Source organism: Pantoea sp. UBA5035 (genome assembly GCF_002415245.1).
Taxonomy (GTDB): Bacteria; Pseudomonadota; Gammaproteobacteria; order Enterobacterales; family Enterobacteriaceae; genus Pantoea; species Pantoea septica.
In genome coordinates, this window is record NZ_DICD01000002.1 from 1 (window position 1) to 12,411 (window position 12,411).

Here is a 12,411-nt window from a genome sequence, read left to right on the forward strand (position 1 = left end):
TTGGGGCACCCGGCGCGAAGGGGGCGGCGGCTGCTAGGCGGCGATGGCGATTCTGGCGCTGACGCCCGCAGGAAGGGCGTTACAGCAGCGCGCCGCGACGCGGCTGGCGCGCGACTGGCCGCAGCTGCGCCTGCAGGTTGCCGAGTCGATCGCGCTGCCGGAGGCGCCGCTGACGTTTACTGATGAAGATGCCTGGCTGGCGGCGGGGTTCGCCTGGGCGCAGCGGCCGCTGGAGGCGAGCCTGCCGGTTTTATCTCGCCTCGCCGCCTGCGCCGCCGTGCCGCCGCTGCTGCAGGCCGCGCTGCAGCCCGAGGCGGAGCCCGGCGCGCTGGCGCGGCAGGCCGGATTGACCGGGCGCAAAGCGCTGATCGCCCGACTGCGCCTTGAGACCGGCGCAGTCCTGATAGCGCTGGATGCGTCGCGGGCCGAACAGCTGCGTCGGCAAGTAGAATAAATCCACAAACTTGTTCAAATTTTCCCAATAGCGCTCTGCGCAGGGCAGCGTATAGTGATTAAAGGAGGTCACTATGACACTGCAATACGTTATTGTTCAGCAGCCGAGCGCGGAAGCGCAACAGCTGTTCCTGCTCTATCACGGCGTCGGCGACAATCCCCACTCTATGGCGCAGCTGGGCGGCTGGTTCGCGCGCGAGTTCCCGCAGGCGCAGGTAGTGGCGGTAGGCGCGCCGTCGCCGGGCCACTACTGGTTCAGCGAAACCGCGCAGCACGATCAGAGCGAGCAGCAGCGAGTTAACGCCGTGCTGCCGCAGTTCGTCGACTCGGTGCGGCACTGGCAAGAGCAAAGCGGCGTGCGTGCCGACGCGACCGCGCTGGTGGGCTTTTCGCAGGGCAGCACCATGGTGCTGGAGGGCGTGAAGGCGCAGCCGGATCTGGCGGGCCGGGTCGTGGCGTTCAGCGGCCGCTATGCGACGCTGCCGGAGCACGCCTCGACGCGCACTACCATCCATCTGATCCACGGCGAGTATGACGAACAGATACCGATGCAGCACGCCGAACAGGCGGCGCAGCGGCTGACCGCATTGGGCGGGGACGTGACGCTCGATATCGTTGAAGATCTGCCGCACGCGGTCGATGACCGCAGCATGGCGCTGGCGCTGAAGCATCTGCACTATACCGTGCCGAAGCGCTATTTCGATGAGGCGCTGAGCGGTGCGAAACCCGGCGACGACGACGTGATTATGATGATGTAAAAACGCCCTCGCGCAGGCGAGGGCGTTGCAGGACGGTGACGCGACGAAAAGAGCCGGTTACTTCTTCTTCGGCCAGTTGTCGTCATCGTCCCATTTATCGTTAAAGTCGCGATGCGGCGGCAGGTCGGGCTTGTTCGCCATATATTTTTTATGATCGATGCGCTTCAGATCCTTGTAAACGTTCATCAACACGCCGACCAGCAACAGGATCACAAGGATCCACCAGTAATCTTTAATAAATTCCATTTGCCTGCTCCTCTCGATCGCGATCAGGCGACCAGCTGTTCCATAATGCGCTGATACATGCGGCTCAGCGTCTGCAGATCGGCTGCCTTCACGCACTCATTGATTTTGTGAATGGTGGCATTCACCGGGCCAAGCTCCACCACCTGCGCGCCCATCCGCGCGATAAAGCGCCCGTCTGAGGTGCCGCCGGTGGTCAATAGCTGCGGCTTAATTTCATTATAGTGCGATACCGCCCTGATAACGGCGTCGACCAGCTTGCCGCGCGAGGTCAGGAAGGGCTGGCCGGACACGTTCCACTCCAGCGTATAGCGCAGCTGATAGCTGTCGAGCAGCGCCGCCACGCGATCTTTAATCATTTGATCGGTGAGTTCGGTGCTGAAGCGGAAATTAAACTGCACGAAGCATTCACCCGGGATGACGTTATTGCTGCCGGTGCCCGCCTGCACGTTAGCGATCTGCATGCTGGTCGGCGGGAAAAAGGCATTGCCGCTGTCCCACTCGGTGGCGACCAGCGCATTGAGCGCCGGCATCGCGCGATGCACCGGATTATCCGCCAGATGCGGATAGGCGACATGACCCTGCACGCCGTGGATGGTCAGGTTCGCGGTCATCGAGCCGCGACGCCCGTTTTTCACCACGTCGCCCACCACTTCGGTGCTGGACGGCTCGCCCACCAGGCAGTAATCCACGCGCTCATGGCGCGCCATCAGACGCTCTACCACTTTTACCGTGCCGTTTTTAGCGCTCGCCTCTTCGTCAGAGGTGATCAAAAACGCCAGGCGGCCTCTATGGCTGGGGTGGGCGGCGACGAAGCGCTCTGCCGCCACCACCATCGCCGCCAGCGAACCTTTCATGTCCGCCGCGCCGCGGCCAAACAGCATGCCGTCGCGAATCGTGGGCTCGAAAGGGGGATTGATCCAGCGGCTGGCGTCGCCCGGCGGCACCACGTCGGTATGGCCCGCGAACGCCAGGGTTTCGCCCTGACCGCGCGTCGCCCAGAAGTTGAGCGTATCGTCGATAAGCATCGGCTCGACCTGAAAGCCAATCGCCTCCAGACGCGCAATCAGCAGCGCCTGGCAGCCCGCATCATCCGGGCTGAGCGAAGGGCGGCGGATAAGCTGCTGCGCCAGTTCGATTACAGGACAGAACATATTATGACTTCTCCTGGATAAACGCCTGGTAAGCGGCTTCGCTGAAGCCGACAAGCTGCGCGCCGTCTGGCGCGCGCAGTACGGGCCGCTTGATGACGGCGGGGTGCGCCAGCATTAGCGCTTTAGCGCTCTCAGCATCGATAACGGCGTCGCGTTCGGCATCCGTCAGCTTGCGCCAGGTGGTACCGCGGGTGTTAAGCAGCGTCTGATAGCCGGACCGATCGATAAGCTGCGACAGCAGCGTATCGCTCAGCCCGCTGGCGCGGTAGTCATGGAATTCAACGTTGATGTCGGCGGCTTCTAAATAGCGGCGCGCTTTTTTTATGGTGTCGCAATTTTTTATGCCGTACATCACCCACTGCGCTGTCATCAGGATTCCTCGTCTGAAAATGAGGCGGTCAGTTTAACACAGAGAGCCGGGGCGCTAAGCGGTGTGAAAAGAAAAGCGGAGAAATAACTGGAATAAAATCATTAGGATTTGTCTTAGTAACCGCTTTCATTTAAGGGGTTATTGTCACGCGGTTTATCATGAGTCTGTTAAGAATTATCTTAGTGTGCATCCAGACTGGCTGGTCCGAATATTTTTCCTGTTTCTTTCACGTTTATAGCAGGTTGCTGAAATGTGCGTCAGCTAGCAGAACGAAAAACTACAGTAATTAATCGACTCTGCCGATAGTGAAAAGTGGTGTAACCGTATTCACATGGCGAAAATTTATGCGTAAAATCGTCAGCACAATAAGAGAGGGTTTATATGATTGACGCTGAAATGGGGAACTGGAAAGAATTCATCGCGGCGATGTTACGCAACAAGTAACGCGCGGCGGAAAAGGCAGGAAACGTCCCCCTTGCTCTGATTCCGACCACACATAGCAATAAGGCAGCCACTTCGGTGGCTGCCTTTACTTTTTCACTCAGTCGTGCGGCTTCGCCTTTAGCGGGAAGCGTCGGCGCACCAGCACGAAGAACAGCGGCACAAAAAAGATCGCCAGCAGCGTGGCGGAGATCATGCCGCCCATCACGCCGGTGCCGACCGCGTGCTGGCTGCCGGAACCGGCGCCCGCGCTGATGGCCATCGGCAGCACGCCGAAGATAAAGGCCAGCGAGGTCATCAGGATTGGGCGCAGACGCTGACGCGACGCGGAGAGCGTCGCCCCGACCAGTTCGCCGCCTTTGCTGTTGATCTCGTTGGCGAACTCCACAATCAGTATGGCGTTCTTCGCCGACAGGCCCACCACCGTCAGCAGCCCCACCTGGAAGTAGACATCGTTCTCCAGCCCGCGCAGCCAGGTAGCGATCAGCGCGCCAACTACGCCGAGCGGCACCACCAGCATCACCGAGAAGGGAATCGACCAGCTCTCATAGAGCGCCGCCAGGCAGAGAAATACCACCAGCAGCGAAATCGCGTAGAGCGCCGGCGCCTGCGAGCCAGACAGCCGCTCCTGATAAGAGGCGCCGGTCCACTGGAAGCCGACGCCGAGCGGCAGCTGCGCGACCAGGCGCTCCATGGCGTCCATCGCCGCGCCGCTGCTGACGCCCTGCGCCGCCTCGCCCACGATCTCGATCGACGAGTAGCCGTTATAGCGTTCCAGGCGCGGCGAGCCGGTCTCCCAGCGGCTGGTGGCGAAGGCGGAGAAGGGCACCATGCCGCCGCTGCTGTTGCGCACGTACCACTTATTGATGTCGTCCGGCAGCATGCGGAAGGCCGGCGCGGCCTGCACGTAGACTTTTTTCACGCGTCCGCGGTCAAGGAAGTCGTTAACGTAGGTCGATCCCCACGCGGTGGTGAGGGTGTCGTTGATCGTGTCGATCGAGACGCCCAGCGCCTGCGCTTTGCGCTGATCGACATCGATCTGCAGCTGCGGGCTGTCGTCCAGGCCATTGTGGCGCACGCGCGACAGCGCCGGATCCGCTGCCGCCATCTCCAGCAGTTTATCGCGCATCGCCATCAGCGAGGCGTGGCCGACACCGGCGTGATCCTGCAGCTCCAGATCAAAACCAGAGGAGCTGCCCATGCCGGTAATCGCTGGCGGGCTGCTGGCGATAACGCGGCCCTCTTTGATGTCGCGGAAGGCTTTGGTGGCGCGTTCGATAATGGCGAAAGAGGTGCGATCCGCGCCGGGGCGCGCCTCCCAGTCTTTCAGACGCACGAACAGGCGCGCCACGTTCTGACCGTTGCCGCCCGGCCCCGAGCCGATAGTGGAGAACACCGACAGCACATTCTCTTTCTCCTGGGTCATATAGTAGCGCTCGACCTTCGCCACCACGGCGGAGGTTTGCTGCAGCGTCGCGCCCGGCGGCAGCTGCACCTGGGTCAGAAAGACGCCGCGATCCTCAAGCGGCAGAAACGAGGTGGGCAGACGGATAAACAGAAACGCCATCAGGCCGATAATCGCGAGGTAGAGCAGCAACCAGCGTCCGCCTGTGCGCAGAATGCGCGCGACGCCGCGCTCGTAGCGGTCGGCGTTGCGGTTGAAGTGGCGGTTAAACCAGCCGAAAAAGCCGCGGCGGCCGTGATGTTCTCCCTGCGCCAGCGGCTTCAGCAGCGTGGCGCACAGGGCGGGCGTCAGGATCATCGCCACCAGCACCGACAGCACCATCGCCGAGACGATGGTAATGGAGAACTGACGGTAGATCGCGCCGACCGTGCCGCCGAAAAAAGCCATCGGCACGAAAACCGCCGACAGCACCAGCGCGATCCCCACCAGCGCGCCCTGAATTTGCCCCATCGACTTACGCGTCGCCGCGCGCGGCGAGAGGCCTTCTTCGCTCATAATTCGCTCGACGTTCTCCACCACCACGATGGCGTCGTCTACCAGCAGGCCGATAGCAAGCACCATGGCGAACATGGTGAGGGTATTGATGCTGAAGCCGCAGGCGTAGAGCACGGAAAAGGTGCCCAGCAGCACCACCGGCACGGCGATAGTGGGGATTAGCGTGGCGCGAAAATTCTGCATAAACAGATACATCACGCCAAACACCAGCACAATCGCTTCCAGCAGGGTTTTCACTACGTCGGTAATCGAGGCTTTGACGAAGGGTGTGGTTTCATAGGCGATTTTGGCTTCCAGCCCGTGCGGAAAAAAGTGCGACAGCTCTTCCACGCGCTGACGCACCAGCTTATCGGTGTTCATCTCGTTAGCGCCGGAGGCGAGCTTGATGCCCAGGCCCGACGCCGGCTGGCCGTTATAGCGGCTCAGATAATCATATTTCTCCGCGCCCAGCGCCACCTGCGCCACGTCGCTCAGCGTCACTACCGAGCCGTCGGGATTGGTCTTCAGGGTAATGGCCTTGAACTGTTCCGGCGTCTGCAGCAGCGACTGCGCGTTGACCGTGGCGTTGAGCGCCTGCTTGTCCACCGAAGGCAGGCCGCCGACCTGACCGACGGCAACCTGCGCGTTTTGCGCCTCGATGGCGCTTACCACGTCGTCGGTGGTCAGCGAGTAGGCGATAAGCCTGGCGGGATCGAGCCAGATACGCATCGCATACTGCGAGCCGTAGGCGTCAACCTGGCCGACGCCGTCGATGCGGCTCAGCGGATCCTGAATATTGCTGGCGACATAGTCTGCAATATCCTGTTTATCCATGCTGCCGTCGGTGGAGACGAAAGCGATCATCAGGATATTGCTGTCGCCGGTTTTGTTGACCGTCACGCCCTGCGACTGCACCGCCTGCGGCAGCTTGCGCAGCGCCGACTGCAGCTGGTTTTGCACCTGCTGGCGCGCTTCGTCGGGATTGGTGCCGGCCGAGAAGGTGAGGGTGATCTGCGCCTGACCGGTATTGCTACTGTTGGACGACATATACATCAGATTGTCGATACCGGTCATATTCTGCTCGATAACCTGAGTGACGGTGTTTTCCAGCGTTTCGGCCGAGGCGCCCGGATAGTTGGCGGTGATGCGCACGTTCGGCGGCGCCAGGTCGGGATATTGCTCAATGGGCAGGGAAATAATCGCCAGCGTGCCGCACAGGCTGATTAAAATCGCCAGCACCCAGGCAAAAACGGGACGGTCGATGAAAAAATTCGACATCGAATCGACACTCCTCAGCAGCGTTTCGCTTTTATTATCTGAATGCGGCCCGCGCGTTGCGCGGGTCGTGCGGGCAGGGAAAAGTCACTCTTTCGCCGAAACTTACTCTACGTGCTGCAAATTAGGAAATCGTGGAGAAATTGTGGAGAAAGTGTAAAACCCCCGTCAGGTCAGCTATGGCGGTTTTCCAGCCACATGACGGTTGCGGCGACGCGCGAGCGCACGTCGAGTTTTTTCAGCAGATTACGGATATGCACTTTTACCGTCTCTTCCGAGATATGCAGCGCGGCGGCGATCTCTTTATTCGACAGGCCGCGCGCCACCTCCTGCAGCACGTCCCGTTCGCGCTCGGTGAGCTGGCGAAACGGACTGGCGCTGTGCTGGCGCGTAGCAAGATAATCGCGCACCGCCTCGCTGAATATTTTTTCGCCGCTTGCCGCCTGCAGGATCTGGCCGGGCAGCAGTTCCGGATCGCTGTCTTTGAGCAGATAGCCGTCCGCGCCGGCGTCGACCATCGCGTCGATATCGCTGCGTGCATCCGACACGGTAAAGATTAAAATGCGCGAACTGATCCCTTCATGGCGCAGCGCCTTCAGCGTATCGAGGCCCGACATGCCTTTCATATTGAGATCGAGCAGAATGATATCCGGCGCGAGGCGGCGCGCCTCGGCCAGCGCTTCGGTGCCGTTGTTCGCTTCGGCAATAACGTCCAGCCGAGGCTCCAGCGCCAGCAGCTGGCGAATACCGCGGCGCATTAGCGGATGGTCGTCCACAATCATGACCGTCAGCGTAGGTTGTTGCATATTGACTCCCGGCGAAAACGCGAAAAAGCGCGTCTGAAAAGGTTAAAAAGGGACGTTGTGCGTCAACGCGATACTATTACGTCAGCGGCGTGGCGGGCCGCGGCGGAAAACGCAGCGCGACCTGCGTGCCGCGCGCCTGCGCCTGAATCTCCAGCTCGCCCGCTAGTCGTGCGGCGCGCTCCGACATAGTGGTCAGGCCGTAGTGGCCCTGCGGCTCCTCGGTGCTGGCGATGCCGATGCCATCGTCCGTCACCGTAAGTAAATGCTCACCTTTCGCATTGCGCTCATAGCGTACGCTGATGGTTGCGGCGTCGGCGTGGCGAATGGCGTTCAACACCGCCTCGCGGGCGATCTGCAGCAGATGAACCTGCTGCTGCGCATCCAGCGTTTCCAGCCCGGGCTGAAAGCTAAAGCTAATTTTAGCCGTAACCTGCTCCTGCAACGAAGCAATCATCGCCTGCATCGCCGCCACCAGATCGGCCTGCTCTATAGTCAGGCGGAAGGTCGCCAGCAGTTCGCGCAGCTGGCGATAAGCGTCGGAAAGCGTGCGGTCGACGTCGGCGATAATGCTCTGCGCCTCCGCGCTGGAGGGGCCGAGCGTACGGCGCAGTAGCGTAAACTGAATGCGCATAAAAGAGAGCGCCTGCGCCAGCGAATCGTGCAGCTCGCGGGCGATAGTGGCGCGCTCTTCGATCAACAGCATCTGCTGAACCTGCTTTTGCGTCTGCCAGATCCAGACGGCGCGCGACAGCATATTGCCCAGGCTCTGCATTAGCGCCTGACGCGGCCGCGGCTGATCGCTTTGCCAGCGCAGCGCGCCGGCCTGTTCGTCGTCCTGCTGCAGCGTGACGCCATGCCAGCTTAGCGCCGCGTCGCTTTCCCCGACGCTGAAGCGGACATGCTCGCTCTCCAGCACCAGCGCGCGCAGGTTTTCGCGCTCGCGCACCTGCGTCATCACGCTTTCAAACAGCGCTGCATTGAGCGGTCGGGCGGTCAGCATCTGCGAGCTTTCATACAGCAGCGACAGCGTGCGGTTCGCTTCCTGTAAATCGCGCGTCTTCTCTTCTACCGCGCTGGCCAGCGCCTGATGGTGTGAATGCAGGCGCGCCGCCATGGCGCTAAAGGTCTGCGCCAGCACCCGCAGTTCATTATTCTGCTCCACCACCAGCGGCGGAAAGGCGAAGTTGCCGCTTTCAACGTAGCGGCTGGCGGTGACCAGCGCATTGAGCGGACGCACCACCTGGCGACGGCTAAAGCGAATCGTGCCCAGCGCCAGCGCCACAATCAATACCACGCCCAGCAGGCTACTGGCCGCCACCAGCTCCATTTTTCTTTCGCTGTAGCGCTGTAGTCCCATGACAAAGCGATCGATCTCGCCGACGTAATTCGCCACCTGCTGTTGATAGAGCGCTGCCTCGCCGCGCTGCAGCTGCTGTTGCAGCGCGGGCCAGGCGGTACGCAGATGGCGATAGCGGTTGACGACCTCCTGCGGCACCCAGGGACGATCAAGGTCGCGCAACGCAGGTTTATTGAGCGTCTCTTCATATTCCAGCAGATGCTGCCGAAGCTGCTGCGGCGCGCTGGCGCTGTCCCATGCCAGCCGGTAACTCTGCATGCGCAGCGAACCCGCAAGGTTGATCGCCTCGGCGTCGCGCAGGCTGCTGGAGAGGGTCATCAGCGCCAGCCCGGTCGTCAGCAGCGCCAGCAGCACGATGGCGCTCAGCGCCTGGGCGATACTGCGGGTTACGGAACGTTTAACAATCACGGCAATATCCCTGTTTTTGGTGCGGGCATTATAAAGGAGAGGGCAGCAAGCTGCCAGGGCCATACAAAGTATCGACACGTCGGGTTACAGTCTGCACAAAAAATAAACTCTGCTGACATAACCCAGGAGAGCGTACGGCGCGGCGTTTAAAAAGCAGACAGGTTTACATCGGCCAGATGTAGGTTTTCATTACGGCGCTAATAATTCTAAGCACAATTAAACACGTCACCTGCAACCCCCTTGAAGGAGCATGCTATGAAAAAAGGTATTGTGATTCTGGCCGGCGCCCTGTTGGCAACCGCTTCGTTTACGACGCTGGCGGCCACGCCGGTCGATCAGGACCAGGCGCAGGGTCTGCAAAGCATCGGCAGCGTTTCCGTTTCAAACGCGCGCGGCTCGCTGGATGATGCGACGCGTCAGCTGTCGCAAAAAGCAGAAGAGATGGGCGCGAGCCACTACCGTGTTATCGGCGTCGAGAACCCGGGCGACTCCAGCCTGTGGCGCGGCACCGCAGAGATTTATCGCTAACCCTCCGCCATACCCTTCCATCCCTGTAGCACTTACCGGCCTGCCAATGGCCGGTTTTTTTGTGCAACAAACCCGATTATTACAAAACACTTTGTGCACCTTGCCGGTATCTTTTGCTTCGTTCACGCAGAACGGGTAGGATTCATCGCCGTAATTTCCCCTGCCTTTTTACTAATAACTCACAGGCAGATAACAGGGTGATTACCCCATTTCGCATGGCGTACGCAATCGTTTGTGATCGCTGTGATTGATGGTCAGGACAAACAGGAAGGCTATGAAATCTACTAAAAAAACCGCAGCCGAAATGCGTGCTGCGAAAAGACGCTGGCTGAACTCACATGACACCGGCTACCACAAGGCGATGGGCAATCGTCACGTTCAGATGATTGCCATCGGCGGCGCCATCGGCACCGGCCTGTTCCTCGGCGCAGGCGGACGGCTGCAGGCGGCGGGACCGGCGCTGGCGTTAATCTATCTGGTGTGCGGCATCTTCTCGTTCTTTATTCTGCGGGCGCTGGGGGAACTGGTGCTGCACCGTCCCTCCAGCGGCAGCTTCGTTTCTTACGCGCGCGAATTCCTCGGGGAGAAAGCCGCCTACGTCGCGGGCTGGATGTACTTCGTTAACTGGGCGATGACCGGCATCGTCGACATCACCGCCGTCGCGCTCTATATGCACTACTGGGGCGCGTTCGGCGATGTGCCGCAGTGGGTCTTCGCGCTCGGCGCGCTGGCCATTGTCGGCACCATGAATATGATCGGCGTGAAGTGGTTCGCTGAGATGGAGTTCTGGTTCGCGCTGGTAAAAGTGCTGGCGATCGCCATCTTCCTGGTCGTGGGCGTGGTGTTTCTCGGTACCGGCAAACCGCTGGACGGCAACGCCACCGGCTTCCACTTAGTGACCGACAATGGCGGCCTGTTCCCGCACGGTCTGCTGCCGGCGCTGGTGCTGGTGCAGGGCGTGGTGTTCGCCTTCGCGTCTATCGAACTGGTGGGCACCGCCGCAGGCGAATGTAAAGATCCCGCCACCATGCTGCCGAAAGCGATCAATAGCGTGATCTGGCGCATCGGCCTGTTTTACGTCGGTTCGGTGGTGCTGCTGGTGCTGCTGCTGCCATGGAACGCCTATCAGGCAGGCCAGAGCCCGTTCGTGACCTTCTTCTCGAAGCTGGGCGTGCCTTACGTCGGCAGCATCATGAACATCGTGGTGCTGAGCGCGGCGCTCTCCAGTCTGAACTCCGGCCTCTACTCTACCGGCCGTATTCTGCGTTCCATGGCGATGGGCGGTTCGGCGCCGAAGTTCATGGCGAAAATGAACGGCCAGCAGGTGCCTTACGCCGGTATTCTGGTCACCATCGCGGTCTATGTCATCGGCGTGGTGCTCAACTACTACGTGCCTTCGCAGGTCTTCGAGATCGTGCTGAACGTCGCGTCGCTGGGCATTATCGCCTCATGGGGCTTTATCGTGATCTGCCAGATGCGTCTGCGCAAAGCGATCAAGGAAGGCAAAGCGGACGACGTCAGCTTTAAGCTGCCGGGCGCGCCGGTCACCTCCTGGCTGACGCTGCTGTTCCTGCTGAGCGTGCTGGTGCTGATGGCGTTCGATTACCCGAACGGCACCTACACCATCGCCGCTATCCCGATTCTTGCGGTGATTCTGGTGCTGGGCTGGTTCGGCGTGCGCAAGCGCGTGGCCGCGGTCGCGCAGACCGAGCACGATCACCTGCACGACGAAAAGCCGCACGCGCTGGCGGATGACGCCGCGCGCTAAGCGCAAGCGTCCATGCTGAAAAGCCTGCCCGCTAACGGCAGGCTTTTTTTATTGCCGCCGCTTATAGTTTTCCCGCGCGCTTCCCCCTATGATGGCAGGCTCCCCTAAATCGGCAGTGGAGCCATCATGTCGTTCAAGATCAATATCATCAAAGACAAACTTCTCTCCGAAAACTACTTTATCCTGCGCAACTTTACCTACGAACTCGCCACCAAAAGCGGTGAGGTGGTGCGCCACAAGCGCGAAGTGTATGACCGCGGCAACGGCGCCACCATCCTGCTCTATAACCGCGAGAAAAACAGCGTCGTGCTGACCCGCCAGTTTCGAATCGCCACGTACGTCAACGGCAACGCCAGCGGCATGCTGATCGAGGCCTGCGCCGGGCTGCTGGATAATGACACCCCGGAAGTCTGCATTCGCAAAGAGGCGATCGAAGAGACGGGCTATGCGGTGGGCGAGGTAAAGAAACTCTATGAAGCCTATATGTCGCCAGGTGGCGTCACCGAGCTGATTCACTTTTTCGCCGCCGAATATAACGAGTCGCTGCGCGATAACGCCGGCGGCGGCGTAGAGGATGAGGATATCGACGTGCTGGAGCTTCCGTTCCCGGAGGCGCTGGCGATGGTGAAAGATGGCCGTATCCGCGATGGCAAAACCATTATGCTGCTGCAGCATGCCCAGCTGGCGGGCTGGCTGAAGGCCTGACGAAGGGGATGACGCGCGGGGCAGGGCGACGCGTCGCCGCGCATTGTCCGATAAATCTGATTGAGATAAACCCGTGCGCTCCCGATGATGAAAAAGGTGATTTCTGTGGCGCCGTATCGCATTATCGTATGCTTTTTCAGCAGTTAAGTGCGCTTTCCGGACGTGGTCACAGTTTAGGTCCACCTGATGTCCGGTCGTTGCGCTAT

At 60.4% G+C, this 12,411-nt stretch carries 12 protein-coding genes; 6 read left to right on the forward strand and 6 right to left on the reverse strand.

What is annotated here, in order from left to right; all coding sequences use genetic code 11:
• The first annotated feature begins 43 nt into the window (after positions 1-43).
• Together B3229_RS00500 and ypfH are read left to right on the forward strand one after the other, a co-directional pair.
• Positions 44-454 carry a tRNA-binding protein gene (locus tag B3229_RS00500; RefSeq protein WP_286867701.1) on the forward strand — a complete coding sequence of 137 codons (411 nt, stop codon included), beginning with the start codon at positions 44-46 and terminating at the stop codon, positions 452-454.
• A 73-nt stretch (positions 455-527) separates the two neighbouring features.
• Positions 528-1,211 carry an esterase gene (ypfH, locus tag B3229_RS00505; RefSeq protein ID WP_033753793.1) on the forward strand — a complete coding sequence of 228 codons (684 nt, stop codon included), beginning with the start codon at positions 528-530 and terminating at the stop codon, positions 1,209-1,211.
• 57 nt (positions 1,212-1,268) lie between these two features.
• Here ypfH and B3229_RS00510 read toward each other — a convergent pair whose 3' ends face one another.
• Genes B3229_RS00510 through B3229_RS00520 form a run of 3 tightly spaced genes read right to left on the reverse strand, consistent with a single transcriptional unit; the run spans position 1,269 to position 2,978 of the window.
• The gene (locus tag B3229_RS00510) at positions 1,269-1,457 is read right to left on the reverse strand and encodes a YpfN family protein (protein ID WP_033753791.1); all 189 of its coding nucleotides are present in this window, start codon (positions 1,455-1,457) and stop codon (positions 1,269-1,271) included.
• 23 nt (positions 1,458-1,480) lie between these two features.
• The gene (gene dapE / locus B3229_RS00515; RefSeq protein ID WP_286867707.1) at positions 1,481-2,608 is read right to left on the reverse strand and encodes a succinyl-diaminopimelate desuccinylase; all 1,128 of its coding nucleotides are present in this window, start codon (positions 2,606-2,608) and stop codon (positions 1,481-1,483) included.
• A gap of 1 nt (position 2,609) precedes the next feature.
• Positions 2,610-2,978 carry an ArsC family reductase gene (locus tag B3229_RS00520; protein WP_048783899.1) on the reverse strand — a complete coding sequence of 123 codons (369 nt, stop codon included), beginning with the start codon at positions 2,976-2,978 and terminating at the stop codon, positions 2,610-2,612.
• A 381-nt stretch (positions 2,979-3,359) separates the two neighbouring features.
• Between B3229_RS00520 and ypfM the strand changes: the two genes are divergently transcribed.
• Complete coding sequence (ypfM, locus tag B3229_RS21250; RefSeq protein ID WP_143806259.1) at positions 3,360-3,422, forward strand: protein YpfM; 63 nt, start codon at positions 3,360-3,362, stop codon at positions 3,420-3,422.
• Between the two features lie 97 nt (positions 3,423-3,519).
• Here the strand turns inward: ypfM and acrD are convergent, their stop codons facing one another.
• The 3 genes from acrD to narQ all read right to left on the reverse strand — a co-directional run bounded on the left by acrD (position 3,520) and on the right by narQ (position 9,204).
• Positions 3,520-6,636 (reverse strand): multidrug efflux RND transporter permease AcrD, encoded by a 3,117-nt coding sequence (gene acrD / locus B3229_RS00525; RefSeq protein ID WP_286867711.1) that lies wholly within the window; start codon positions 6,634-6,636, stop codon positions 3,520-3,522.
• Between the two features lie 170 nt (positions 6,637-6,806).
• Entirely contained in the window at positions 6,807-7,439 is a 633-nt protein-coding gene (locus B3229_RS00530; protein WP_286867714.1) for a response regulator, read from the reverse strand.
• A gap of 76 nt (positions 7,440-7,515) precedes the next feature.
• A complete protein-coding gene (gene narQ / locus B3229_RS00535) occupies positions 7,516-9,204 on the reverse strand; it encodes a nitrate/nitrite two-component system sensor histidine kinase NarQ (RefSeq protein WP_286867717.1) in 1,689 nt (562 codons plus the stop codon).
• Positions 9,205-9,459: 255 nt separating this feature from the next.
• Between narQ and B3229_RS00540 the strand changes: the two genes are divergently transcribed.
• The 3 genes from B3229_RS00540 to nudK all read left to right on the forward strand — a co-directional run bounded on the left by B3229_RS00540 (position 9,460) and on the right by nudK (position 12,205).
• Positions 9,460-9,732: a YdgH/BhsA/McbA-like domain containing protein gene (locus B3229_RS00540; protein WP_033753779.1), complete on the forward strand. Its 273-nt coding sequence runs from the start codon at positions 9,460-9,462 to the stop codon at positions 9,730-9,732.
• A 274-nt stretch (positions 9,733-10,006) separates the two neighbouring features.
• Complete coding sequence (ansP, locus tag B3229_RS00545; RefSeq protein ID WP_048783886.1) at positions 10,007-11,500, forward strand: L-asparagine permease; 1,494 nt, start codon at positions 10,007-10,009, stop codon at positions 11,498-11,500.
• A 126-nt stretch (positions 11,501-11,626) separates the two neighbouring features.
• Positions 11,627-12,205: a GDP-mannose pyrophosphatase NudK gene (nudK, locus tag B3229_RS00550; RefSeq protein ID WP_048783884.1), complete on the forward strand. Its 579-nt coding sequence runs from the start codon at positions 11,627-11,629 to the stop codon at positions 12,203-12,205.
• The last annotated feature ends 206 nt before the right edge of the window (positions 12,206-12,411 follow it).